Annotated in this window: 20 protein-coding genes and 1 pseudogene; 9 read left to right on the plus strand and 12 right to left on the minus strand. The window is 43.0% G+C overall.

Translation table 11 applies throughout. The annotated features are described in order from the left end of the window. Positions 1 to 95 precede the first annotated feature (95 nt). Entirely contained in the window at positions 96 to 968 is an 873-nt protein-coding gene (locus tag CYLST_RS21125; protein ID WP_015209780.1) for an SDR family oxidoreductase, read from the plus strand. Between the two features lie 280 nt (positions 969 to 1,248). On the opposite strand, the gene CYLST_RS21130 is transcribed toward CYLST_RS21125, so the two are convergent. The 6 genes from CYLST_RS21130 to gcvT form a co-directional block, all read right to left on the minus strand. Continuing rightward, positions 1,249 to 2,013 (minus strand): tRNA(His) guanylyltransferase Thg1 family protein, encoded by a 765-nt coding sequence (locus CYLST_RS21130; RefSeq protein WP_015209781.1) that lies wholly within the window; start codon positions 2,011 to 2,013, stop codon positions 1,249 to 1,251. Further along, positions 2,003 to 2,452: an AAA family ATPase gene (locus tag CYLST_RS21135; RefSeq protein ID WP_041233798.1), complete on the minus strand. Its 450-nt coding sequence runs from the start codon at positions 2,450 to 2,452 to the stop codon at positions 2,003 to 2,005. The genes CYLST_RS21130 and CYLST_RS21135 overlap by 11 nt, the downstream gene beginning before the upstream one ends. A 24-nt stretch (positions 2,453 to 2,476) precedes the next feature. Beyond that, positions 2,477 to 3,253, minus strand: a complete 777-nt coding sequence (locus CYLST_RS21140; protein WP_015209783.1) for a DUF928 domain-containing protein — start codon at positions 3,251 to 3,253, stop codon at positions 2,477 to 2,479. A 475-nt stretch (positions 3,254 to 3,728) separates the two neighbouring features. Continuing rightward, entirely contained in the window at positions 3,729 to 6,629 is a 2,901-nt protein-coding gene (gene gcvP / locus CYLST_RS21145; RefSeq protein WP_015209784.1) for an aminomethyl-transferring glycine dehydrogenase, read from the minus strand. A 124-nt stretch (positions 6,630 to 6,753) separates the two neighbouring features. Then, the gene (gene gcvH / locus CYLST_RS21150) at positions 6,754 to 7,140 is read right to left on the minus strand and encodes a glycine cleavage system protein GcvH (RefSeq protein ID WP_015209785.1); all 387 of its coding nucleotides are present in this window, start codon (positions 7,138 to 7,140) and stop codon (positions 6,754 to 6,756) included. 113 nt (positions 7,141 to 7,253) lie between these two features. Further along, positions 7,254 to 8,390: a glycine cleavage system aminomethyltransferase GcvT gene (gene gcvT / locus CYLST_RS21155; protein ID WP_015209786.1), complete on the minus strand. Its 1,137-nt coding sequence runs from the start codon at positions 8,388 to 8,390 to the stop codon at positions 7,254 to 7,256. Between gcvT and CYLST_RS21160 the strand changes: the two genes are divergently transcribed. Further along, entirely contained in the window at positions 8,379 to 8,936 is a 558-nt protein-coding gene (locus tag CYLST_RS21160) for a GNAT family N-acetyltransferase (RefSeq protein WP_245587414.1), read from the plus strand. The two genes, gcvT and CYLST_RS21160, sit on opposite strands and share 12 nt — an antisense overlap. 59 nt (positions 8,937 to 8,995) lie before the next feature. Next, a complete protein-coding gene (locus CYLST_RS21165) occupies positions 8,996 to 9,493 on the plus strand; it encodes a pentapeptide repeat-containing protein (RefSeq protein WP_015209788.1) in 498 nt (165 codons plus the stop codon). Positions 9,494 to 9,537: 44 nt separating this feature from the next. Here CYLST_RS21165 and CYLST_RS33595 read toward each other — a convergent pair whose 3' ends face one another. From CYLST_RS33595 to CYLST_RS21180, 4 genes are all read right to left on the minus strand, one after another. Continuing rightward, the gene (locus CYLST_RS33595; protein ID WP_342663892.1) at positions 9,538 to 9,816 is read right to left on the minus strand and encodes a type II toxin-antitoxin system RelE/ParE family toxin; all 279 of its coding nucleotides are present in this window, start codon (positions 9,814 to 9,816) and stop codon (positions 9,538 to 9,540) included. 71 nt (positions 9,817 to 9,887) lie between these two features. After that, positions 9,888 to 10,154, minus strand: a complete 267-nt coding sequence (locus tag CYLST_RS21170) for a ribbon-helix-helix domain-containing protein (protein WP_015209789.1) — start codon at positions 10,152 to 10,154, stop codon at positions 9,888 to 9,890. Positions 10,155 to 10,590: 436 nt separating this feature from the next. Next, on the minus strand, positions 10,591 to 12,246 hold the full coding sequence (locus CYLST_RS21175; protein ID WP_015209790.1) for an ArnT family glycosyltransferase: 1,656 nt from the start codon (positions 12,244 to 12,246) through the stop codon (positions 10,591 to 10,593). 619 nt (positions 12,247 to 12,865) lie between these two features. Beyond that, positions 12,866 to 15,373, minus strand: a complete 2,508-nt coding sequence (locus tag CYLST_RS21180; protein ID WP_015209791.1) for a tetratricopeptide repeat protein — start codon at positions 15,371 to 15,373, stop codon at positions 12,866 to 12,868. A 120-nt stretch (positions 15,374 to 15,493) separates the two neighbouring features. On the opposite strand from CYLST_RS21180, the gene CYLST_RS21185 reads away from it, so the two are divergent. From CYLST_RS21185 to CYLST_RS32430, 3 genes are all read left to right on the plus strand, one after another. Then, the gene (locus CYLST_RS21185) at positions 15,494 to 15,709 is read left to right on the plus strand and encodes a hypothetical protein (protein ID WP_015209792.1); all 216 of its coding nucleotides are present in this window, start codon (positions 15,494 to 15,496) and stop codon (positions 15,707 to 15,709) included. A 279-nt stretch (positions 15,710 to 15,988) separates the two neighbouring features. Next, positions 15,989 to 16,537, plus strand: coding sequence for an adenylyl-sulfate kinase (gene cysC, locus CYLST_RS21190; RefSeq protein WP_085960661.1), 549 nt, complete (start codon positions 15,989 to 15,991; stop codon positions 16,535 to 16,537). 176 nt (positions 16,538 to 16,713) lie between these two features. Next, complete coding sequence (locus tag CYLST_RS32430; RefSeq protein ID WP_015209794.1) at positions 16,714 to 18,834, plus strand: beta strand repeat-containing protein; 2,121 nt, start codon at positions 16,714 to 16,716, stop codon at positions 18,832 to 18,834. A gap of 260 nt (positions 18,835 to 19,094) precedes the next feature. Here CYLST_RS32430 and CYLST_RS32785 read toward each other — a convergent pair whose 3' ends face one another. Then, a complete protein-coding gene (locus tag CYLST_RS32785; protein ID WP_015209795.1) occupies positions 19,095 to 22,346 on the minus strand; it encodes a TIGR03032 family protein in 3,252 nt (1,083 codons plus the stop codon). A gap of 572 nt (positions 22,347 to 22,918) precedes the next feature. Between CYLST_RS32785 and CYLST_RS36845 the strand changes: the two are divergent. The 3 genes and pseudogenes from CYLST_RS36845 to CYLST_RS21215 form a co-directional block, all read left to right on the plus strand. After that, a pseudogene (locus CYLST_RS36845) lies at positions 22,919 to 23,158 on the plus strand (FG-GAP repeat domain-containing protein); the annotation flags it as partial. 26 nt (positions 23,159 to 23,184) lie between these two features. Beyond that, positions 23,185 to 24,252 carry an FG-GAP-like repeat-containing protein gene (locus CYLST_RS35280; protein ID WP_051056141.1) on the plus strand — a complete coding sequence of 356 codons (1,068 nt, stop codon included), beginning with the start codon at positions 23,185 to 23,187 and terminating at the stop codon, positions 24,250 to 24,252. Positions 24,253 to 24,366: 114 nt separating this feature from the next. Further along, on the plus strand, positions 24,367 to 24,984 hold the full coding sequence (locus tag CYLST_RS21215; protein WP_015209796.1) for a PEP-CTERM sorting domain-containing protein: 618 nt from the start codon (positions 24,367 to 24,369) through the stop codon (positions 24,982 to 24,984). A 164-nt stretch (positions 24,985 to 25,148) separates the two neighbouring features. Here the strand turns inward: CYLST_RS21215 and CYLST_RS21220 are convergent, their stop codons facing one another. Further along, a complete protein-coding gene (locus tag CYLST_RS21220) occupies positions 25,149 to 25,712 on the minus strand; it encodes a Uma2 family endonuclease (protein WP_015209797.1) in 564 nt (187 codons plus the stop codon). Positions 25,713 to 25,747: the final 35 nt, after the last annotated feature.

A 25,747-nucleotide genomic window follows, 5' to 3' on the forward strand; every position in this document is an offset into this window, starting at 1 on the left:
AAAGTTTCTGCCCCCCTTTTTAAGGGGGGTTGGGGGATCTCGATCAATTTTGATACCTTACAAACATCCTCTTAATTAAATAAATTTTAAGTGTTATGAAAAAACTCTTAATCACCGGAGCTAGTGGTTTTTTAGGATGGCATCTTTGCCAATTAGCTAAGGAAGAATGGGAAGTTTATGGAACATATTTTTCCCATTATCTAGAAATTCCTGGCGTCAAAATGCTGAAAGTTAACTTAACAGACTTTCAGGAATTGAAAAGCATATTTAGTCAAATTCAACCAGCAGCAGTTATTCATACAGCCGCCCAATCACAACCGAATTACTGTCAACTTCATCCCCAAGAATCGTATATAATTAACGTCACCGCATCTTGCAACATTGCCGGACTTTGTGCCGATTATGGGATTCCTTGCGCTTTCACCTCAACCGACTTAGTTTTTGATGGTTTAAATGCACCTTATCGCGAAACAGATATCGTTTGTCCTGTCAACATTTACGGTGAGCAAAAAGTCCAAGCTGAACAAGGTATGTTAGCAAAATATCCCCTAACCGCAGTTTGCCGAATGCCGTTAATGTTTGGCAGAGAAACACCAACAGCCAAAAGCTTTATCCAGTCATTTATCCAAATATTAAAAGAGGGAAAAGAGCTAAGTTTATTTATAGATGAATTTCGCACACCAGTAAGTGCTACAACTGCGGTGAAAGGACTTTTATTAGCATTAGAAAAAGTCAACGGTTGCATTCATTTAGGTGGAAAAGAAAGAATTTCCCGTTATGATTTTGGGCAGTTATTAGCCGAAGCATTTCAACTCCCCATAGAGAAACTTAAATCTTGCAGACAAGAAGATGTAAAAATGGCAGCACCCAGACCAACTGATGTTTCTTTAGATAGTTCTCAAGCTTTTGCATTAGGTTATCAACCCCTATCTATAAAGGCAGAATTACAGGCGTTGCTGAATATATAGATTTGATGCATCAGGGGAGGCATTGTAGGGTGCGTTCCCTAACGCACGCATTTAAGATTTTCAATGCATCATGGGAGCATTGTAGGGTGCGTTCCCTAACGCACGCATTTAAGATTTTCAATGCATCATGGGAGCATTGTAGGGTGCGTTCCCTAACGCACAAATTAAGATTTTTAATGAATAAAATCAGCGTACATATTTAGGGCTATCACCTTCCGTATAAGCGGCAGAGCCGCAATGATTGCATTCCCAGTCGGAGACTAGGAACGAGATATAACTATCAAAATTCAATATCCAAAAATTGAGAAATAAAATTGCTGTATTCATCCTTCATTGGTAATTCCAAATCTCGTCGAATGCGTCGCCGTAATGCAGACACATTTTCACCTGTCACAGGGTTAAATCCTAACTTTTCATACTCCTCCCAATAAAGTCCTACACCTCGTTTTTGCCAATTGGGAAGATCATTAAAATTAATTCCATGCTGAAATAACAACTCATTTTTATCAGCAACAGATAACCCTTTCATCATACTGGTTGCTTCACCTATAGTTTTACCATCTCGACGTAAACACCAGTAGCTGTGAGCATTCAAAGAATTTCTGTGTGCATCTTCATTTCGCCAGCGGAAATAATTTACCACTTCTGTTTTATTAGGTAGTTGAGAAATGCGACAGTCAAAGCAACCAATATCACCTAACAGCAAAGAAAATTTGGCACTGGCTTCACCTGCTAAAACAGAATTAAGCTTTCTTAATTTTCGACCAAAAGAGTTTTCGTCTTGAGCAAAAAGTAGAGAAATTTCATCACTTTGAGTATAACCATAAATGATATTTAACCCACAATTCATCAAATGTTCAACCGTTGCCAGCATCATATCTCGAAAACGAATATCATAGGGAGAATCAAATTTATGTACTTCTTTTGTTAAGCGGGTAAAGCTACGTCCATCCAATCTAGCAACTATATAAATTCCAGGTAGCACACAATAATCGTGGGCTGTTTCAAATACCCGCATTCTGCTATCAAGTTCATCAAATTTCACGCAGCCATTCCTCAACAACAAAGGGTTTATTTAAATAATTTTTAACAGAGTAAATTGCATCAAAGCCTTCTTCCCAAGTTGGCGGAGTCATTTTTTTATAAGTTGCTAAAATTCCCGGTAGAGGAATAACTTGTTTAGGAGGTCTTTTTTGGTTTCGTTTTTTGCAATCTTCTAATTTTACATCAAAATAATAACCGATAACTCGAAAGTTATTAGCTTTAGCTAGAGGGATATAACGTTGTCTATCTTCTACAGTTGGGTTAGTATTATCAATAACAAAACGCTGTTTAGCTTCTAAACAAGCGTGAAAAATAATTTTTTCTCGATTACGGGTTTTAAGCATATCCAGATTAATGCGGATATGGGTATTAAAAAAGCAACTTTTAAAAAAAGTAGATTTACCCGCTCCTTGTATGCCGATAAAAATGATTGCTTCCATGATAAACATCAATTTTCTTTCATATCACTTTTCTAGAGTGCAACAAGAAATTATAGGTACTTGAGCTATATCTTCTAAACCCTCTGCCTGCCAAAATTCTAACCATTCTTTGGCAAATTTTTTGTCATAATGAAGACGATGCCGTTCTCCGAGAAGTGATAGTACTGCTTCGTCCCAAAGACCAAAATTACGATAAGCAGGGTACATTCCAATTGGAGGTGCATTGATGAAAGAACCATAGAACAATCTTTTGAGTTCGATTCGTTTGATAAATCCACCTACACTTGGGTTTGAACTCCAATCAAAATCATCACAAATAACTGTAAATCTCCACCGATACAGTTTATTAAGTTCAAGTAGAGATTCGGGTTCGTTGGGTGTAAGATTTTTAGTTCGTGGTAATTCTAATTTAACAATTCCTGGGTTGCCTGTGAGCTTAAATCTAGTTTGATAAACTTCTTTTTCCTGGTCATCTGTGAGGGATAATTCTGCTAAATGTTCTATATCAGACTGGGGGTAATTTGCTGGGATGTACACAAAAAAAGTCGCCCTAAGCTCATCTGTAAGTGCTATTTCTTGCTTTGGTACTAATGCTGTCATTTTCCCTTCTCGAATACATCTCATACCTGCTGTAACTGCGGGGCGTCTGAGTCGAATAATTTGCTGTTGTAAGGCTTTATCGGCGATAGCAGCAGGGCGTGTAAAGCTAGGAGAATTGAGTGTAGATTCTGCCAATGCTGGCAATGCTAATGATAATATATTGCTAAAATAAAAGACTGTGAAAGCGAAGGAACGCCACATAAATTTAAACTCCTGTAGGGACAATTGATGAATTGTCCTTAATTATGTTTTAATCAATTGAAAACATCTGCTAAGAGTTAAGAGATTTAAGAGGATGTTTGAAAAGTATCAAAATTGATCGAGATCCCCCCAACCCCCCTTTCCAAGGGGGGCAATAAACTCTTAAAGTCCCCCGGAAGGGGAGCCAGCGCGGGGAAAGGGGGTCTCCACGCCACATGCTTCTCCCAAGGGGAGACGCTGCGCGAACAAGTCGGCGGAGCCGCCCAACGCAGTGGCTCCCCATGAGCGACTGGCGTGGATTTAGGGGGATCTACGAGTGTTATATTTATCACAAACTACTTTTCAAACATCTGCTAAGAGTTAAGAGAGTTAAGAGGGCGGGGAGACCCCCTACAGAAAACTGTACCTTACTGATCTGAAAAACGTTTGTAGAGAGGTTCCGTGGAACGTCTCTACATTTTTTTCACTCCTATGTCTACTGTGAATAAGCTGCCATTGGCAGACAAGAACAAACAAAATTTCTGTCACCAAAAGCGGCATCAATTCTGCCTACATTCGGCCAGAATTTAGATTCTCTTGTCCAAGATGCGGGATAGGCAGCTTGTTCACGAGAATAGGGATGAAGCCATTCTCCAGCGATGAGACTTTCGGCGGTGTGGGGTGCATTCTTCAAGAGATTATCTTGAATATCTGCTTTACCTGATTCAATTGCGGCGATTTCTTGGCGAATGGCAATTAAGGCATCGCAGAAACGATCTAATTCTTGTTTTGATTCGCTTTCTGTGGGTTCCACCATGATTGTACCGCCGACAGGCCAAGAGACAGTGGGGGCATGGAAACCGTAGTCTATGAGACGCTTGGCGACATCATCAATTTCGATGCTGGCAGATTTTTTGAGGTCGCGCAAATCTAAAATACATTCATGGGCGACTAGACCATTTTTCCCTTGATATAAAACGGGATAATAAGACTCTAGTCTCTTGGCGATGTAGTTGGCGTTGAGAATTGCCACCTTAGTTGCATCCGTCAAACCATCTGCACCCATCATGGCGATGTACATCCAAGAAATTACCAAGATGCTAGCACTACCCCAAGGCGCAGCAGCAACCGCCCCTATGCCTTGTGTACCAGTTATCTTGACAACAGGGTGTCCAGGAAGGAAGGGTACAAGATGGGAAGCAACACCAATGGGCCCCATACCAGGGCCACCACCACCGTGGGGAATACAGAAGGTTTTGTGCAAGTTCAAATGACAGACATCTGCACCGATATCGCCAGGGCGACAAATTCCTACTTGGGCATTCATATTTGCCCCATCCATGTAAACTTGTCCGCCGTGGCTATGAACTACAGCACAGATTTCTTGAATTGCTTCTTCAAAGACGCCGTGAGTTGAAGGATATGTCACCATCAAAGCAGCAAGTTCATGGCTGTGTTTTTCTGCTTTTGCCTTCAAGTCATTTAAATCAACGTTACCTTGGGAGTCACAGGTAACTGCAACTACTTTCATGCCGCACATGACTGCACTGGCTGGGTTTGTTCCATGTGCCGACTGGGGAATTAAACAAACGTTGCGGTGTGCTTCTCCACGGCTGGCGTGATATTGATGAATTACCAAAAGTCCTGTGTATTCACCTTGAGAACCTGCATTTGGTTGCAGAGATATGCCGGAAAATCCGGTAATTTCTGCTAACCATGCCTCAAGTTGCTGGAAGAGGATTTGATAACCCCGTGTTTGGGATAAAGGTGCAAAGGGGTGAATTTTGCCAAATTCTGCCCAAGTTACGGGAATCATCTCAGATGTGGCGTTTAACTTCATGGTGCAAGATCCCAAGGGAATCATTGATGTAGTTAACGACAAATCTTTAGTTTCTAACTTGTGCAGATAACGCAATAACTCTGTTTCTGAGTGATAGCGGTTGAAGACGGGGTGAGTTAGGTAATTGCTTTGGCGGGAGGTTATTTGGTTGGGGGAAGCTAACTCTTCTATGGTGAAAGGTAGTTTATCAACACCGGCGAAAATTTGCCAAAGGTCAATTAAGTCTTCTGGGGTTGTGGTTTCATCCAGGGAAATGCCGATTGCGGTTGTATCAAAAATCCGCAGATTAATGTTTCGCGCGGTGGCAGATTGGAGAATTTCTTCTAGGTTGTGTGTTCCCAACTCTACCCGCAGGGTATCAAAGTAAGATTCAGAACTGATGCTGTAACCTAGTTGTTTGAGTCCTGCTGCTAAAGTTGCAGTTAATTTGTGGATATTTTGCGCGATCGCATTTAATCCATCTGGCCCATGATAAACAGCATACATACTCGCCATCACTGCCAGCAACACTTGCGCCGTACAAATATTACTGGTGGCTTTATCTCGGCGGATGTGCTGTTCGCGGGTTTGCAAGGCGAGACGTAATGCAGGCTTACCGTTGACATCTTTAGAGACACCAACAATCCGCCCTGGAACTAGCCGTTTATACTCTTCCTTGGTGGCAAAGTAGGCGGCGTGAGGTCCCCCAAAGCCCAAGGGAATCCCAAAGCGCTGTGTGCTGCCTACGGCAATATCAGCCCCAAATTCGCCGGGGGGTGTGAGTAGAGTTAAGCTTAAAGGATCTGCGGCTACAGTCACCAATGCACCCTGAGCATGAGACTTGTCGATAAAAGCGCGGTAGTCGTGAATTGTGCCATCAGTGGCGGGATATTGGAGAATTGCCCCAAAAATCGGTTGTTCAAATTCAAATGTCTGATGATCACCGATAATGATCTTGATTCCTAAAGGTTTAGCCCGTGTTTGCAATACATCGATGGTTTGGGGATGGCATTCACGGGAGACAAAAAAGGCGATCGCTTTATTTTTGCACACACCATAGCTGAGACTCATGGCTTCTGCCGCTGCTGTGGCTTCATCGAGTAAGGAAGCATTGGCAATTTCCAAACCCGTCAAATCAATAATCATCGTTTGGAAATTCAGCAGCGCTTCTAGTCGCCCTTGGGCAATTTCTGGCTGATAAGGAGTGTAAGCCGTATACCAGCCGGGGTTTTCGAGAATATTCCGCTGTATTACAGCCGGGGTGATACAGTCGTAATATCCCGTACCAATAAATGAGCGGCAAACCTGATTTTTGGCAGCTATTTGCTTTAACTTAGCCAGTGCAGCATACTCGCTTTGTGCCGATGGTAATTGTAACGATTGAGTTAGCCTGATTGCCTGGGGCACTGTTTGGTCAATCAGGGCATCAAGGCTAGAAAAACCCAATACATCAAGCATTTGCTGAATGTCATCGGAGTTTGGGCCGATGTGTCTTTGGGCAAAATTAGTTAAATTTTGACTTTTTTCGCCCGTCAATTGGCGATCGCTAGACTGAGTACGAGGGGCGTAACCTACCACAAATTGCTCTCCAGACGCTACTACTTAATATTTTGCAACAAATACTGAGAAACTACCTTAACCTCGGCCTTCAGGCAGGTTAAAGTAGTTTATTAATTAATTCCCCTGGTATCCCTTGTCTCCCCTAATCGCCTTCTACCAGGGCGCTATACTCATCTGCTGTCATGGTATCTTCAATTTCTAAATCATCGAGGCGCACCTTCAGAAACCAGCCATCACGGTAGGGATCATCTCCTATATCTTCAGGAGAATCAATCAAGGGTTGATTGCGTTCTATAATTGTACCGCTCACTGGTGAATTGAGTGTTTCCACTGCTTTCACTGATTCAATTGTGCCCAAACTATCCCCCTTGGCAACAGCGACACCAACTTCTAGCAGATCCAAAAATACGATATCACCCATTTGATTAAGGGCATACTGCGTAACACCAATGGTAGCAATATCGTCATCTATCCGCACATATTCATGAGAATCTAAGTATCTCAAATCTTGAGGATATTCCAAAGACATAAACTATTCCCCTTACGAGTTAAAAAATGAGTTTACCAACCTGCCACATCTGGGAATGAACGTTGAGATTAAGTAACCCACAACACATTATTCCTTAAAAACCTTGATAGTAATCAATTGATGGCACGATTTTTTGAGCGATAAAAGGGGCGTTTAACCACAACTGTGGGGTAAGCTTTACCGCGAATTTCCACGAATAGCTGCTGTCCCACGGTTGCTAGTTGAGTGGGAACGTAAGCTAAAGCTATGGGATAACCGAGTGTGGGCGATATAGTCCCGCTAGTAATTTCGCCGACAATTTCCCCTGCGGCTAACACTGGGTAGCCGTGACGGGCAATATTGCGCCCTTGGGTTTGTAACCCGACTAAACGGCGTTTTACTCCATCGGCTTTTTGCTGTGCCAAAACTTCCCGGCCAATAAAATCACCTTTAGTATCCAGATGCACCAACCACCCCAAACCCGATTCTAAGGGGGTGGTGCTGTCGTCGATATCTTGTCCATAAAGTGCCATTGCGGCTTCAAGGCGGAGGGTATCTCTGGCACCAAGTCCACAAGGAGTAACACCGGCATCATCAAGACATTGCCATAATTCTATCGCCACTTCTGGATCTACCATCACTTCAAATCCATCTTCCCCGGTGTAACCTGTGCGGGCTAGGAAGGCTGGTTTACCCAAAATTGTTGTTTCTAAATGACCGAAGGCTTTAACTGGTGTTAAGTCTGCTGATACTAAGGACTGGAGATGGCTTGTTGCTTTTGGCCCTTGGACGGCAATTAAGGCTTTTTCTGGCGAAAGGTCTTGAAATTGCACTGCATCGGGGTCAAGGTGTTGCCATAACCATGCTTTGTCTTTGGCGGTAGTTGAGGCATTGACAATGATTACCGCTTTTTGGGTAGCGCTGCTGTCTGTACCTTGGTAATAGATAATGATGTCGTCAATAATTCCGGCTTGGGGATTTAAGAGTACGGTGTATTGAGCTTGACCGGGTTGTAAGCGGCTCAAGTCTGAGGGTACTAAACTTTGGAGTTGAGAAATCAGGTTTTTACCTTGGAGGGTAAATTTGCCCATGTGGGAAATATCGAACATCCCGGCTGTATTTCTCACAGCTTCGTGTTCGCGGGAAATGCCGCTAAATTGCACGGGCATTTCCCAACCGCCAAAGCCGATAAAGCGTGCTTTGAGTTCTACACCCTTTTGATATAAAGGGGTTCGCGCCAGGGGTTGGGAGATATTTTCTTGATTAGCCACAGGTATTTATGCGATCGCACCTCAACATCTATCTATACTAGGAGATCGCTTCTAGTTTGGCAGGCAGGATGGATTGTGACGATTAACTACCGAGTGGCGGCGATCGCTGATCTGACGATTTTGCTAGAGTTGGTACAAGAGTTTCATCAACACGAACACCTATCATTCGATCAAAAAAGTGATGGTGATGCCCTAACAAATTTTTTAGCTGATCAATCTCTGGGGCAAGTCTGGCTAATTCAGCAAGACAGTGCGGTGATTGGTTATCTGATTTTAACTTTTGGTTATAGCCTGGAATTCCGGGGACGAGACGCCTTTATTGATGAATTTTACCTCCGCCCCCAGTATCGTCAACAAGGGGTGGGAATTAAATCCTTAGCATTTGCAGAAAATGCCTGCCGAGTTCTGGGAGTGCAAGCACTTCATCTAGAAGTTGATTTTAACAATCCCGATGCACAGCGGCTTTATAGCAGAGTTGGCTATCAACGTCATCAGCGCTTTCTCATGACTAAGCAGTTGGATAACCATTTTTCTGAACCAGAGTAGCTCTCTCTTAAGGTTTAATGGTAGATGGTGCAATTGTTGAGATTTATTAAGAAGACGTTATGAAGTATTGGCAAATACTAGCTAGCTTTGTCTTAGCTATGGTGCTTTTTTTGTTTCCCCTATCGGCACAAGCTGCCAGTTCTTCCAGTGTTATCCGTTCTGGTGGTAATGAGGAACTCAGTGGCAAGGATTACGCCGGTCAAAGTTTAATTAGGACTGAGTTTAGCAATGTCAATTTAGAGAATGCTAATTTTAGCGATGCTGACTTACGGGGCGTAGTGTTTAACGGTACCCTGTTGAAGGGGGTAAATCTGCATGGTGTCGATTTTAGTCAAGGCATTGCCTATCTGGTAAACTTCAAGGGCGCAGATTTCACTGATGCGGTATTCACAGATGCGATGATGTTGCGATCGCTTTTTGATGATGTCAATGTCACTGGCGCGGATTTCACCAATGCAGTTTTAGATATGCAGCAGGTGAAAAAACTTTGTCTTAAAGCTAGTGGTGTGAATTCTCAGACTGGTGTGAATACTCGCGAGTCTTTAGGCTGTAAGTAGAACCCCGCCCCTCAATCCCCGAACCACCTCTCCCTAGCCCTCTCCTAAGAGGAGAGGGGAAAGGAAAAACTTTTGTTGGAGGTTCGGGATAGATTACTAATAAACTTAATTACTATCTGATTCTCTAAATCTCGATATCCACTAACCACACGCACAATTACAATACTGTTTTCAAACAACTGATAAAAAATAATGTAACCATCCAAAGGAATTCCTCTGAGTGAAGGCTCAACATTGGCATAACTTCGCCCGATGTTTGGAAATTTAGCGAGATTTTGACACTTCTTATTAAACTCTCTAGTAAATCTTTCCCTCGCATCAATATTGCGATTTAGAAATTAATCTAAAATATCTTCTAAATCTTTACTTGCTTCTAAAGATAAAATGTAGCGCATTATTTCTGGCTTTCGCGTGCTTTAATAATTTTTTCCTGTAATCTTTCCATCACCGCTTCTCCATCAACTACCTCTCCTCGTTCAATTTGAGCAAGTCCAACAGTGACTTTTTGCCGTGATTCCTCCACCCATTGCTGATAACCTATCTCCCACTCAGACAACAGCTTTAATGCTTTACGTATTACTTCATCAGCATCAGTATAGTTACCTGTAGCAATATGAGATTGGATCAATTGCTGTGTTTCTGGTTTGAGTTGAATACTCATGATTTGTTCACCAACCAATTTACATTTCTAACTCTGTTCTAACAACAAAACCACATTTTCCGCAATTCTCTCTTCTAATTAAGGGAATACCAAAAAATAAATTATCCAGTCATCATAGACTTGTAGGGACACAGCAATGCTCATGAGTATCAACTTAAGCAGAAACCCTTGTAATCAGGTTATATCGAATCTGCTCAATTACAAATCACTTTCTCGGAACCCCACCCCGGTTTTGCTGACGCAAAACCTCCCCGAACCTCATGAGGGGAACTCGGGGCCCCCAAGGAGTGGGGATTAGGGGCAGGGATTGAGGGGTGGGGTAAAACGGCTGTGGGACAACGCTTTGAGCTTAAGTTGACACCAATGAGCAATGCTGTGTCCCTAGCGATTGGATATTTTTTTAATTGGAAGTCACTTACTGGTGATTTGAGCAAACTTATATTCCATAAGATCGGGGATAAGGTTTGAGGAGTGTCTTAGCTTGATAAACATAAATGTTGTTAATCACCACTCCACCTCGTCGAATCGGGATTGTTTCAATTTCACTGAGGCTATTAAAGTAAGTTCGATAGTTAGCCATCAAGTCTTTTCTCAGATTAAAGGGGGCTGTAGTGATGTACAGCCCATCTTCTCCCAGCCATTGATCAGCTTTTGACCAAAAAGCAAAACCACGCTGATCTTTTACACCCTGATTATTGCCAATATCAAAGCAAGTAATCGGTATCTGCGTGATAGGTTGTAGGGACATGGCAATTGGCCCACCTATGTAATAACGATTGGTGAAGATAAAGCTAGATTTTTTTAAAGCCGCACTGATAACAGGAGATTCAGCAAAACCGCGCCGCAGTTGTTGAATATCAATTAATTCTGTTGAAGGGTCGTCTTTGGGAGCTAAGAACCCTCCCATGAAAGCGTATTGTCCAGGCTTTTGGATGATTCCTGTGGTCACTTGCAGCAAGAGAATGAGTAATATGCTGCTAACCATAATTCCTGAACCGAAAAGCCAGCGCCGCACCCAACGCCGGGACTGCTGCGACCATTTTATAGCTTGTTGCCCTAATAGCAAAGTTATCCCCCAAAATCCTGGCATTGTCCAACCTGGCAAAATTTGCCGATATCCTCCCATGAGTGTAAACCCTAAAATTAAAGGCAGAGATACCCATAAAATCAATAGCTTGGTGGCGTCTAAATCTCCGTCTTTGGTGGGTGATCTCTGCGAAAAAATTTGCTTAACTTGAGTTATTAGCGAGTCCATACTCACCCACCAAAGCGGAAAGCCGATGGTAGGGAACATATAAGCTACTCCCAGTAAACCGGTGAGCGTTACATTCAGCAAATTGTAGCCGTTCTTGGGTACTGCCCGCTCGGACTGAAACCGAAATGATACCCAATCATGATGTATATTCCAAAACAACATCGGGGAAATAGTGAGGAAAAATAAGCCGATTCCCAGCCATCCCCAAGGGGATAAAATAGCAGGACGATGACGTGGACTGGTTAAACAAAAACCAATTAACCCGAAACCAAGAACAAAACCGTGATATTTGCTTAAACAGGCTAACCCTACCAAAATACCTAGGATGGCTAATCGGTAACTGGGTTGGTATAAAAGACTGTGTTTTTGATCTTCCTGTCGGGGTAAAAATTCAGCGACTGCACAATATAAACTAGCCGACCAAAAAAGCATCAATGGACTGTCTGGTAAGCTGAGGATGCCAAAGCCAATTTGAAAAATCGGACAAATTGTGGCGATCGCTAATGTCAAAAGCGCAGCTTTAGGAGAAAATAGTCTTAAGCTCGTTAGATACAGCAGTATCAAACTGCCTGTGTGACATATCAGCGCTCCCAAGCGAATCGTAAATTGGGATGCTTCCCCAGTCAACCACGGGCCAAACCCAGTTGTCAGCGCCACTAGCACCGGATGATCAAAATAACTCCAGTCTAAATGCAGGCTGTAAATATAGTAATAAGCCTCATCAAAGGTAGGGTAAAAGCAGAAAGCAATCAAGGCTCGAAACAGCAGCCCCCCAACCAGCAATAACACCACTGACTGATTAGTTTTCTCAGCCAACCATTTCTGAGCTATTTGCATTTACTCAATTTCCTACCCAAGATTTAACAGAAGTAAAAATTCTACCTCATAATATCTTGTCTTCGTTGGGGAGGGGTGATTGTTTCACGCAAAGGCGCAAAGGAAGAAAGTATAAATCGCTTTTTGCAATAACCCTACCCGTAGGGTGCGTTCCCCAACGCACCAATTAGCATTTTCCAATAAATAATTTTCTAATATATCAAACAACTAACGAATTTTAGATTTCGCCAAATTACCACCAGTTCAAAAAAAGCAAAACAGGCATTTTACCCCTCATTTTTTTTCTACCCGTAGGGTGCGTTCCCTAACGCACCAATTAGCATTTCCCCATAATTTTTTAATATATCAAAAGACTAACAAATTTTAGATCTCGCCAAATTACCATCAGTTCAGAAAACGTAGGACAGGCATCTTGCCTGTCATAACTTTTTCTTTGACTTTCCTTTACAAATTCACCTTAATTTCAAGCTTTTTTGATGCGTCAGGGGACGCATCCTACCCAGCAAAATTTAAGTGCGTTTAGCCCATAACTTCAAGATTGCAATTCAATACTACTCGATTAATAATTGTAGGTTTAACCGAAGAGTATTTGATTACAAGTCGTAAAAAGTGCAAATAATTAGCGATATACTTCTTCTAAAAAGATTGCATAACTTTCCCGCACATTCATTGTACGAGAATGACCTACACCTAAAGTGCGTTCATAAATTACCAAGGGTTCTTGATAATGCGATTTAGCTTTAGTGTAGCATCCTGTATCAGTATATAATCTTGCTAGATTGTACAAGCTTGTAGCTATATCAGGATGGTTTTCACTCAGCAGAGATTTTCTAATTTCTAAAGCTTTCTTGAATAAAGGTTCAGCTTCATCGTAACGGCTGCTACCACTGTAAAAAAGTGCCATGTGGTTAAGACTGTTAGCAATGTCAGGATGGGTTTCTCCATGTAGACATTTTCTCATTTCTAAAGCTTGCTTTAATAGGGCTTCAGCTTCATTGAAGCTTTTTTGATAAAAGTATAAAACACCTATATTAGTTAGAATTAGAGCAACGTCAGGATGGTTTTCTCCTTGTAAGATGTTTTTCATTTTTAAAGCTTGCCAACACAGTGTTTGGGCTTCAATATAGTCTCCTTGACTTGCGTAAAACGCTGCCAAATTATTTAAGCTTTGAGCAAAATCTGGGTGGTTCTCTCCCTGTAAGTTTTTTCTCATTTCTAAAACTTGCTTAAGCAGTGTTCCAGCTTTACTATAATTGTCTTGAGTTTGGTAAACCTGTGCTAGGTGGTTTAGAGTATTAGCTACACGGGTATTTTCATCCCCTAAAATAGTAGTAAAAATTTCCAAAGCTTGTTGAAACTTTGCTTCAGCCTCCTTGTACTGTCCTTGCAAGTAGAATATTACTGCCAAATTATCCAAGATGATAGCAAACAATACTTCATCCTTTACTGACCAGTATTTTGATAATTCTAAAGCTTGTTGAAACTTTTGTTTAGCCTCCTTGTAGCGTCCTTGAGATTGATAGAGTAATGCCAGATTGCTGCTGCTAATGGCAAAATAACAATGTTCTGAACCAAGACGATTTTTAATGACTTCTATACATTTTTCTAACCAAGGTTCTGCCTGTTCATAAAAACATTGACCTTGATAAAACCAGCCTAATTTAGTAAAAGGTATCATCAAGTTTTCATCGCTGATGTATTCACTCAAATCATTAGCAACTTCTGCTAGATGAGGAATAAAGGGAGTGAGTTTTTGAATGACATCAAGGGTGGGCTGTTGCGGAATTTCTTCTCCTATCTCTAACATCTCTGCTACAAAAGCAGTTTTCACCTCATCTGCATTGCTTGACTCATCCAACTTCATTTGAAAAAATTGCCGAATTAGTGGATGTAAACGATAAATTCCTTTATTGATGCGTTCTATTAAATGCAGTTCTCGTAAATCGCGGATGGCTTTTTCTAAAAGTTCTTGTTCTTCATCATCTTCCATCCCCTCCACAGAATAGGGAATATCAGCCAAAGCATACAAACTCAACCAACAGCCTAAACCTTGCGCTTTCTCATCCAACTTTTCCCAACTTAATTCAAAAGCTTCAGCCACACCATATTGATAAAGCATCAACGGGTTAGCCTTAGCTATTGCTTCATGTTCCAACCGCTTTTTATCCAAGCGTTTCCACAAAGTCTCTAAAGACAAATCCGGCATTTTCATCAAATATCGCCCCACCAACTCTAACGCTAAAGGCAAATATCCCAAGAATTTACAAATTTTTCTCGCAAACCAAGCTTCATTTTGCAGTCGTTCTCTACCCACCAGCAATTTTAATAACTTCATCGCTGCTAATGGTTTGAGAACACCAAGCGGTAATTGCTGCAAAGTACTATCAAACTCAAAGCGCGTAGTTAGCAGTAATTTAAAACGGGGTGATTCTGGTTGATAACACTGCACTTGTTTGTAGTCTGTGACATTATCAAACACCAGCAACACTTCTCCAGGTTCCCACTTTTCACAGCAAAATTTCACCCTATCGATTAATTCCCAGTCATCGGGTGCAATGATGTTAAATTTTAATTCTGCAAATCTGAGAATCTGAATACCCACATCAATACCTTGTGCAGATAACCAGCAAACCCCACCGGGATAATTTTGTAAATGCTGTTTAGCGTATTGGGTAGCGAGTTCAGTTTTACCCACTCCACCCATACCCTCAACTGCGACAATTGCAACTTGCTGAGATGTTTGTAACTGCTGATGCAGCTTTTGCAATTCCTCCTCTCGTCCAACAAATCTTTCTGAGGGAACTGCGGGGGGAAGATTATGATGAGTTTCTTTAATTGTCGGGGGTGTATTTTCTACGCCGTTATATTTCGCTGTCAACCAAGCCCGTAACTTTTCTAATTTACCCCGATGAGAATTCGCTAACTCAGGACAACTCTGGGCGAATTTATCATAAACCTGAGTCATTCGCTTTTTGAACGCAGTAACATCGATGTTTAATTCAACAGCAAGTTTCGCTTCACCCTTCCCTGAGTTTTTTTTATTCAACCGAATTAAAAATGCTTCCGTTTGTTCTGGGGATAAGCCGTGAGTCGCAGCTTCTGTTGCTAGAAAATCATCCCATTCCATAGACAGCTTTTAAAATTGCTTTTCGATTCTACTTAATTTCTACTTTATCTCTACTTCCGGGGAATCTCCGCACTTTCTGGCAGAAATACTATTTGAAAAGTAAACAAAGAGGTTCCCACTATGAAAACCACCCAAACTTCCCAATTAATCACCACTTCACCAACATCAGTCGAAAATCCCTCCGCTTGGATGCGTGACGGCTACAGCCCTACAGAAATCATCCTCGCAGCAGCAATTCTCACTTCTTTTTCAATGGCGGGAATTGCTTCTGTGATTCTAGCAATTACGGGTTTAGTCAAAACTTTAGTGCATCCTGGAAGTCAAAAAACTAAGTGAATTAAATAACAAGAACCCCGATTTCTTAGAGAAGTCGGGGTTCTGAGGCTTTTGATATCACAACCCGAATATTTCATTAATGGTAATATTCACATCAGGAAAAGCTTTGATTGATAAAGTTTGATTTTGAGTAAATTGCTGTTTGACCCCAGAATCTCCGCCCTTCTAGGACGGGGAGTATGTCAACTTATCTTGCTTCGCAACGCTACCGCGTTGGCGCAGCCTCGCCTCTGGCGATACGAGACGCCATAGCTAACGCATGTTTATAAAAAACAGAACATAAGGAGATTGAAAAAATTGAATCATTCAGGTGTGACACTGTGGTTTACAGGGTTAAGTGGAGCAGGCAAAACCACAATTGCCTCAGGCGTTATGTCTATACTCCAAAGCAGAAATTGTCGGGTAGAAATGCTAGATGGTGATCAAGTCCGCACCCATTTATCAAAAGGCTTAGGCTTTAGCAAAGAAGATAGAGACACTAATATTCGCAGACTGGGGTTTGTTGCTGGCTTGCTGAGTCGAAATGGTATCATTGCCATAGTCGCTGCTATCAGTCCCTATCGGCAAATTCGCCAAGAAATTCGCCAGAATACGACTAACTTTTTTGAAGTCTATGTTAAATCACCTTTGGCAATCTGCGAAGCTCGTGATGTTAAAGGTTTATATGCTCAAGCCAGAGCAGGTAAAATTCAAAATTTCACAGGAATTAACGACCCTTATGAAGCACCACTAAATCCGGAAATTGTCTGCTTTACAGACTTAGAAACAGTTGCCGAAAGTGTAAGCAAAGTAATTCTCAAACTAGAACACAAAGGATATATTTGCTAATTTATTTTGGCTGTCTATATTTTCTCTAAAAAGAATATTTTTAAAGTATTTGCTCAGGTAGATTTTGTCATTACTGTTAGAGAATATAATATGGTAGCAAAAACTACGTTTTTATGTGTAAGCACCAAAAGCAACTGTATTAATTTTTTTAAGAAAAATCAAGAGGAAAAGCCGCTATGAGCGTGAGTTTTGCAACCCAAACCAACTTCAGCGTCGGGAATACTCCCAATTACGTCACCGTAGGCGACTTCAACGGCGACGGCAAGCTGGACTTAGCGACGGCAAACCAAGGCAGCAACAACGTTTCAGTGCTACGCAATGCCGCGAATACAGGTTTTGATCCTGCCATCAACTTTACCGTGGGGTCTCAACCCACTTCCGTGACCGTAGGGGACTTCAACGGCGACGGCAAATCTGACTTGGCTGTGGTGAACCGTGACAGCGACAACGTCTCAGTGCTGCTAAATAACACACCCAAAATCACTATTACCGCCGACATAGCACCCGTGGAAGGGGGAACCACAGGCACATTTACTATTACCCTAGACACAGCCGCCCCAGATGGTGGGTTAGTCGTCAACTTCAACAACACAGGCTCTACCGCCACCCCTACCAGCGACTATAGCCTCACAGCAGGAGAAAATATTACTGCGGTGACTGCTAACACCTTCACCATTGCCGGAGGAGCCACCAGCGCCACCTTAAACGTCGTCGCTGAAGCTGATGCCGTCACAGACCCCAAAGAAACCGTCACTGTCAACCTCACCGCTGGTGCTGACTACATCCTCGGTGTCAACAGCCGTATCGGCACTGAGGAGACATTTTTAATAAACACTACTGGCCTTTTTCGCCCCCCCACCGACTACATCGTGGGGTCTAATCCCCGTTCCGTCGCCGTAGGCGACTTCAACGGCGACGGCAAAATTGACTTGGTTGCAGTGAACTCTAAAGGCAGCTACGTCTCAGTGCTGTTACGTAATGCCGCGAATACAGATTTTGATGTCCAAAACTTTACCTACGCGTCTAGTTCCTTTTCCGTCGCCGTAGGCGACTTCAACGGCGACGGCAAATCTGACTTGGCTGTAGCGAACATTAACAGCAACAGCGTCTCAGTGCTGCTACGTGATGACACGAATAGATATTTTGATGCTGCCACCGATTTCAGCGTCGGGTCTAATCCTCGTTCCGTGACCGTAGGCGACTTCAACGGCGACGGCAAATCTGACTTGGCTGTAGCGAACTATAACAGCAACAGCGTCTCAGTGCTGCTACGTAATGCCGCTAATACAGGTTTTAATGATGCCACCGATTTCAGCGTCGGGTCTAATCCTCGTTCCGTGACCGTAGGCGACTTCAACGGCGACGGCAAATTTGACTTGGCTGTGGCGAGAAATACGGGCGTTAGCGTGCTGCTACGCAATGCCGCGAATACAGGTTTTGATCCTGCCACCAACCTTAACGCCGGGTCTAATTTTGTTGCCGTAGGAGACTTCAACGGCGACGGCAAATCTGACTTGGCTACGGCGAGCAACACGGTTGTCACCGTGCTGTTACGCAATACCGCGAATACAGGTTTTGATGATGCCACCTACTTTGTTATCGATGGTTTGGCTAGTTCCATCGCCGTAGGAGACTTCAACAACGATGGCAAATCTGACTTAGCTGTGGCGAACATGGGCAGCAACAATGTCTCAGTGCTGTTACGTAATGCCGCCAATACAAGTTTTGATCCTGCTACCAACTTTAACGCCGGCCCTAATACCGTTTCCGTCGCTGTAGGAGACTTCAACGGCGACGGCAAATCTGACTTAGCGACGGCGAGCGTTACCCACAACAGAGTCTTTGTACTGCTGAATGCTGACCCCACCGCCACATTAACAATTACCGATGTTCCTCCTACCCCCATCACAGGCAACGGTCGTGACCCCCTAACAGGTACTACTGGGAACGATAACATTGTTGGTGGACCCGGTGCTAAAACCCTTACAGGCAATGGTGGAAATGACATTTTTGTTTTCACCAATCTCAAAGATGTGGGTCAACGCATCACCGACTTTGGCATTGGTAACGACAAAATTGACATCAAGCAACTACTTCTTAGCATTGGTTATTATGGCGGCACAAACGCCAACTTCATTGCTGATGGCTTTGTGAAGTTCGTACAAGGAAGTACAGCTAACAGTACCGTTCTCCAGATAGACCGCGATGGCGTATTTGGTGCGGCAATTTTCAAGAACTTCCTTCAGTTGGACAACGTTACCCCAACCCAAATGAATAACCTCAACAACTTCGTGTAAAAGTTCGTGGTCAGGACTTCAGTCGTCAATAACACGAAGACTCAAGCCCTGATTAAGTAGACATCTAGTAAAAATTAAATAGGTGGCTGGACTTCTGCATTGACAAACAGTGCTAAATACTGCATTTTTCAGGTAAATGAAGTATACGGGTAGACAACATCGTTGTGCCCTGACGATAATCTGTACCTCACCAAATTGCAATCTGCTATATGTGGGCTGGTTTTATTCGTTGAAAATCTTAATCCGTGCTGGGCAGCACCCTACGCCTGAATATCGCTTACTTGAATTGATTGGGGAGATTTACCAGCAGCGTAAACCTCCCACATCTTGCTGTAAGCTTGCTCTAGATTGCGGGTAAAACGCGATGTATCAAAAAGTGGGTGGGTGGTACGATTTTGGGCTAATTTCTGTTTGAGTTGCAGCAATTCTCCAGGAGACTTCGCTAAATTTATTGCCAATTGCTCATACTCTTGCAAATTGGCAGTAACTAACTCTGGTAAACCAACTGCTGTTAGCAAACTAGCAGCCACACGAGAGGCAAAAGTTGTCCCCGGACAGGTAATAACTGGTAAACCCGCCCATAAAGCATCGGTAGCACTTGTGTGAGCGTTGTAGTATAGGGTATCCAAAAATAAGTCTGCTAATCGGTGTCGGGCTAAGTGTTCTGGTTTTGGTTCGACGTCAGCAAAAATTAGACGTTCTTCGCTAATACCCCGCATCTCGGCTTCCCTTCGCAGGTTCTCTTTAGCAACGGGAAATCTGGGTAATAGCCAGAGGACACCTTCAGGAACATCTGCGAGAATTCTCATCCACGCATCAAAAATCAGCGGTTCGATTTTATAGTTGTTGTTGAAACAGCAAAAGACAAAACCCGACTCTGGTAAACCATATTGAGAACGGGTGATGGGGGTGGAAGATATCGCTTGTTGGTTGTCGGTAAAATAGTAGCTATGAGGTAAAGTTACTATTTTTTCACTGAAAGCTTCGGCAAATTCCGGCGGTGTGACGATCGCATCTCCAATTATATAATCGATGAAGTCTGCACCCATTGTCCCCGGAAAGCCGACATGATTCACTTGAATCGGCGCTGGTTTTAAGGCAAAAATTTGGCTACGAGAGCCGGCTGTGTAAGCATTGAGATCGATTAAAATATGAATTCCATGAGCAAAAATCAGGCGGGCGCTTTCTTCTGTGGATAGAGTCGCAATGTCTTGAAAGTGTTCGCTCTGGGAAGCTATGTAGCGGCGATATTCACTATTGTCATCTGGTCCAGTAGAGTAAGCAAATATCTCAAAATTATCCCGATTATGGCATCTAAATAAACCTCTGATCAAGTGACTCATGGCATGATTGCGAAAGTCACTGGATAAATAGCCAATTTTTAGCCTTCCAGTTAAGGAACGAGAATGAGTAAAATTGAGAGCCTGCCGCATCTGCGTCCATTGCGTCTCCATTGCTGTTCCATGAGTCTGCGCTACTTGCAACAGCAAAGTCCGCTCCCAAGGCTTGTATAGTGTATCAAAGGCAGCGATGGTGGTGGATTGTCCTGTCTGTAGTTCCCGCTGAGTTTGTTCACCGATGCGAGTTAAATCAGACTGACGATCGCGCCAATCACAGGACATTTCTTTGAGGTAAACTAGATGGGTGAAGGCTTCTGCTGAGTCTGGCTGGAGTTTTAAAACCTGCTCAAATATTCCTCTGGCTTCTTCTACATCACCTTTACTCACCATCGCTAGTTTGATGAGAGCTAGCCCTAATCTGTTATCAGCTTTGATATAATCTGTTTTGTGGCGAACTGCTGACCGATAACAAGCGATCGCATCCTGTAAATTGCCCTGCGCTTCCAAAACCATACCCAGATTAAGATAAGCTTCTGCATACTCTGGATTTATCTGCAAAGCCTCCCGAAACTTAGCCGCTGCCTCTGCAAATTTAGTTTGCATTTGCCAGACTAAACCTAGATTATTATGAGCAAAAGCATAGTCAGGTTTACTTTTAATCGCTGCGGTAAAACAGCTAATCGCTGCTGCCAAGTTTTTCTCAGCCACCCGCACAATCCCTAAATTATTATGTGCTTCTGCATAATTAGGGTTAATTGTCAAGGCTTTTTGGTAAGCTAGTGCTGCTTCGTCTCTTTGTCCCAGATTATCCACAATCACCCCTAGCTGATACCAAGCAGGAGCATATTCGGGGTATTGGGTTATTAGTTGTTGATATTGAGCGATCGCATCATGATATTGTCCGGAGTTTTGCCATGCTAACCCTTGCTGATAAAGCCTTGCTTCTGGATTGAACAGGTTTTGATTCTCGGTGGCGTTCATCAAGGGAAGGTTATCGCCATTTCTGTTTTCAGCCGATTCTCTGGTGACAGATGGCAAATTTACCCCAACAAGGGAAGATTGGGGATCTAGGGTAATTATCTGCTGAATTTCCTCATTCTGGAATCCCAGAGCCATCGGCCGCTTGACTCCGGGTAATATCTGCACGTCGTAGAGTTCCGTTACAATGCCTTCGATGCGAACCCAATGTGCGATCGCACCAGTCCTCAAGTCTATCACCATCAACCCACAACGGGGTTCGGCATCTCGTTTCCGCAATTCTTCATCTAAATCCAAGCCGGTAAAGGTTTTATCTCCTCTGGGTTTGGAGAGTCCGACAATCGCATAATTTCCCCAAAAAGCTAACCCGCGCATAAATCCTGGACAGAAAGCTACCGATTCAAATTTACCTTTCCGTAAATCTACGTAACCAAATTCCCCTTTACCAGAGTTGAGCAACCACAGTTTGTCCCGATACCAGCGCGGTGAGTGGGGCATGGATAATCCTGTACAAATTATCTCATTCGAGGGGATATCAACCACACAGCCGCCATCTTGACGGCGATCGCGCCAGCCATCCACCACGTCAGAACGGCTACACACAGTCACGTAGCGGGGTTGTCCTTCTACCATCCCCAGTCCGTTGAGATGACAGCGATCTTCGTTGACGATTTTGGAGATAAATGGCGGTTTCCATAAAGGAATGCAACTATGGCGATCGCTAACCGTTGCCAAACAGTTTAACAAACTACTAATAAAAATTAATTTTCCTGTGCCATCAACGGCAACATCATGAACATCGATATCGCCTGTAGTGTAGCCGATGCGAGGGATGTAGAGTTTATCATAACCATCGTGGGTTTGCCCTAATTCTAGGACATTATCCATTTGCCATAGCTGGTATTTGGAACTGAGATATATGCGTTCAGCCGTGGTGTAAAGTCCCATTGCCCGCTCAAAAAGGCGCTCAAAACCGGAGATTCTCCCATTTTCGGGATTGACGCCGATTAACATTAACCGACTCGTTTGATAGGTAGTATAGGCGATGCTGATTTGTTCTTTTGCCAACCAATCGGTAAAAGTGCGATCTGCTGAAAGCAGCAGCGTTTCGCGATCGCCGTTCGCGAAGGGTCTCGCAGAGAAGGCGGGGCTTTGCCCATCGCTATAAATATCCATTTCCGCAGTGTTATTCATCAGTAACTCCTAAGCTTAGTATAAATTAAGTTTTCTGTTTACTTAGAAAAGTAGATTTATTAATCTGTAGATTCTAATATTCCTCTTTTGTCACTTTGGGATCATGTAACGCATGAAAGGTTCACGTGGCTTTAGTTTTCACGTTTTGGCTATATTTTTTCTGAGAGAAAAAATCTTCCAGCATTTATCAAATCAGAGTTGCAAAAGCTGGCTTTGATTATTCTTTTCCGAGAGTGAAAAAAGGGATATAAAATTCCTGTTTGATTTAAAAGTAAATGACTCTATAAGTGAATTTAACCCGCTTGCAGCTTGCCTCTTGCCTGTCTTTACTCCTTCAGTTCATGAATCCAATAGGATACTTATATAAGTGTAATTAGCATAATTTTAAAACATTATTTCATGGTAACTTTATCAGGGTAAATTTATTGAATACATTCATACATAAAATAAAAGGTTTGCTGTTTTTTAGGTGTATCATCGTCACAGTAGCAAAAAACTTACTTGATTAGAGTGTAAGCACCAAGAGCTACTGTATTTATTATGTTTAATAAAAATCAACAGGAAAAGCCGCTATGAGCGTGAGTTTTGCAACCCAAACCAACTTGAGCGTCGGGTCTAATCCTCATTCCGTCACCGTAGGCGACTTCAACGGCGACGGCAAATCTGACTTGGCTGTGGCGAACTTTAACGGCGACAACGTCTCAGTGCTGCTACGCAATGCCGCGAATACAGGTTTTGATCCTGCTACCAACTTTAGCGTCGGGGATAGACCCATTTCCGTCACCGTAGGCGACTTCAACGACGACGGCAAATCTGACTTGGCTGCCAAGACGTCTCAGTGCTGTTACGCAATGCCGCGAATACAGGTTTTGATGCTGCCACCAGCTTTAGCATCGGTGATAGTCCCCGTTCTGTCATCGCAGGCGACTTCAACCGCGACGGCAAGCTTGACTTGGCTGTGGCCAACCCTGGCAGCTACAACATCTCAGTGCGGCTACGCAATGCCACGAATACAGATTTTTATGCTGCCACCAGCTTTAGCATCGGGTATATTCCCTTTTCCATTACCGTAGGCGACTTCAACGGCGACCGCAAGCTTGACTTAGCGACGGCGAACTATAACGGCAGCGTCTCAGTGCTGCTACGCAATGCCGCGAATACAGGTTTTGATCCTGCCACCAACTTTAGCGTCGGGACTAATCCCTATTCAGTCACCGTAGGCGACTTCAACGGCGACGGCAAATCTGACTTGGTTGTGGCGAACTCTAGCAGCAACAACGTTTCTGTGCTGTTACGCAATGCCGCGAATACAAGTTTTGATCCTGCCACCAACTTTAGCGTCGGGTCTGGTCCGGGTTCCGTCACCGTAGGCGACTTCAACGGCGACGGCAAATCTGACTTGGCTGTGGCGAACTCTAGCAGCGACAATGTCTCAGTGCTGCTGAATGCTGACCCCGCCGCCACATTGACAATTACCGATGTTCCTGCTAACCAAGCCCCCATCACAGGCAACGGTCGTAACCCGCTAACAGGTACTACTGGGGACGATATCATTATTGGTGGCCCCGGTGCTAAAACTCTCACAGGCAATAGAGGAAATGATGTATTTGTTTTCACCAATCTCAAAGATGTAGGTCAACGCATTGCTGACTTTGGCGTTGGTGATGACAAAATTGACCTCAGTCAATTACTGACTAGCATTGGTTATGAAGGCACAGACCCCATTGCTGATGGCTATGTGCAGTTCGTACAAGGAAGTACAGCTAACAGTACCGTTCTCCAGATTGACCGCGATGGTGCATTTGGTACGGCAATTTTCAAGAACTTTCTTCAGTTGGATAACGTTACCCCAACTCAAATGAATGACCCCAACAACTTTGTGTTCGGTAATAACATCCAGCCCTAGAACTTTGTAGTTGTAGGCTGCGTTATCGACATTACCTAACGTACCAAAAATCTAGGATGGTGCGTTGTCGGAAACATCACATATTCACCTTCATTCTTAAATAATCAGGATTTCATGTTTACTAACATCAAACACTCATTTTTTACCATCGGTACTGCCAGTTTATTAAGTCTCGGTACTTTGACCCTTGCTAACCCAAGCTACGCCGTCACTCTTGACCTAACTACTTGGAACACAATTGGTGATGCCACTCTTAATTCTCCAACTCAAGCAACAATCAATTCAGGCACTGAAACCGTGGATACTGGTGGTGGTACAGGTTCTCTCGAAGAGTTTTTAAGTATTCCGAATAATGCCATAGTTAACGCCATTCCAAATGCAGTTTTTGGTTCTGCCATCCAGCAAACCTATGCTGTAAATAGTGGTGATGTTTTCAGCTTCAACTATAATTTCTCGACAACTGACTCTGATGTTGCCTTTGTGACGATTAACAACATTATCACTACTTTAACAGCAAGCTCTCCTTTCAGCTACAGCTTCACCAATGCGGGTAATTACAATATCGGCATTGGCGTTGTTGATGTGGATGACTCTATTGGCCAATCAACCTTGGTAGTAACGAACGCCGATATCCAATCAGTTCCCGAACCCACAACTATGCTGGGTTTATTTACGGGGCTGGGGTTTGGCGCAGCTATGAGACGTCGCTTCCGTAAACAATTTTCATTATAATGCTGCCTTGTAGGGGGCATTAACTTACAGCAGTTTTCATCTATATTGAACCACATTTCTCGTAAGGGTACAGTCAGGGCACAGCAATTCTGTGCTTTTACCACGTGCTCTATTTACATGAAATCCGGTTCTTTAATTTGGATAAAGTCGAGCTAAAATTAAGTTCACAACCCAAATATTTCATTAACGGTAATATTCACGTCAGGAAAAGCTTTGATTGATAAAGTTTGATTTTGAATAAAATTTTGAATATCCTGATATCCCGCGCTTGTCGGTTCTCGATAAACTTCTACAATTTGCTGATTAACATCGACTAACCAAACTTCAATAATGTTGTTTTCAGCATACAGAGAAATTTTCACTTCTCGGTCATATTTAACTGTGCTATCTGCCACTTCTATTAACAAAAATATATCTTCTGCTTGGGGATGTGCTGTTTCATAAAAATCTTCACGAGGACGCAACAAGGCTACATCTGGCTGGGGTTCTGAGGTATCGTCTAATTCTACAGGATTTTGGGGAGCTAGTATTATGCGTTGTCCCAAGCGCTGAATCAAGGTGTTGACTAGTCGATTTACACAGCCTGCGTGTCTTCTACCAATAGCAGCCATATCAATAATTTCCCCCCTGATTAATTCCACTCGGTCATTTTCTGAGAAAATACCAGAATCAACCATTTTGTGATATTGCTCAACTGTGAATTTCCGTCTTAGTAATTGCACAGACATAGCTAACTCCGCTGTTGCTTTATTTCTCTATTATT

The sequence above is a fragment of the Cylindrospermum stagnale PCC 7417 genome, assembly GCF_000317535.1.
In the GTDB taxonomy this organism is placed as follows: Bacteria; Cyanobacteriota; Cyanobacteriia; order Cyanobacteriales; family Nostocaceae; genus Cylindrospermum; species Cylindrospermum stagnale.

Coding starts and splice junctions, on each gene's coding strand:
- CYLST_RS21185 (WP_015209792.1), top strand. CDS start 15,494: ATGAAAACCACCCAAACTTCCCAATTAATCACCACTTCACCAACATCA.
- CYLST_RS21170 (WP_015209789.1), bottom strand. CDS start 10,154: ATGAGTATTCAACTCAAACCAGAAACACAGCAATTGATCCAATCTCAT.
- CYLST_RS21175 (WP_015209790.1), bottom strand. CDS start 12,246: ATGCAAATAGCTCAGAAATGGTTGGCTGAGAAAACTAATCAGTCAGTG.
- CYLST_RS21135 (WP_041233798.1), bottom strand. CDS start 2,452: ATGGAAGCAATCATTTTTATCGGCATACAAGGAGCGGGTAAATCTACT.
- CYLST_RS21180 (WP_015209791.1), bottom strand. CDS start 15,373: ATGGAATGGGATGATTTTCTAGCAACAGAAGCTGCGACTCACGGCTTA.
- CYLST_RS21140 (WP_015209783.1), bottom strand. CDS start 3,253: ATGTGGCGTTCCTTCGCTTTCACAGTCTTTTATTTTAGCAATATATTA.
- CYLST_RS21125 (WP_015209780.1), top strand. CDS start 96: ATGAAAAAACTCTTAATCACCGGAGCTAGTGGTTTTTTAGGATGGCAT.
- CYLST_RS21220 (WP_015209797.1), bottom strand. CDS start 25,712: ATGTCTGTGCAATTACTAAGACGGAAATTCACAGTTGAGCAATATCAC.
- CYLST_RS21215 (WP_015209796.1), top strand. CDS start 24,367: ATGTTTACTAACATCAAACACTCATTTTTTACCATCGGTACTGCCAGT.
- CYLST_RS32785 (WP_015209795.1), bottom strand. CDS start 22,346: ATGAATAACACTGCGGAAATGGATATTTATAGCGATGGGCAAAGCCCC.
- CYLST_RS32430 (WP_015209794.1), top strand. CDS start 16,714: ATGAGCGTGAGTTTTGCAACCCAAACCAACTTCAGCGTCGGGAATACT.
- CYLST_RS21165 (WP_015209788.1), top strand. CDS start 8,996: ATGAAGTATTGGCAAATACTAGCTAGCTTTGTCTTAGCTATGGTGCTT.
- gcvH (WP_015209785.1), bottom strand. CDS start 7,140: ATGTCTTTGGAATATCCTCAAGATTTGAGATACTTAGATTCTCATGAA.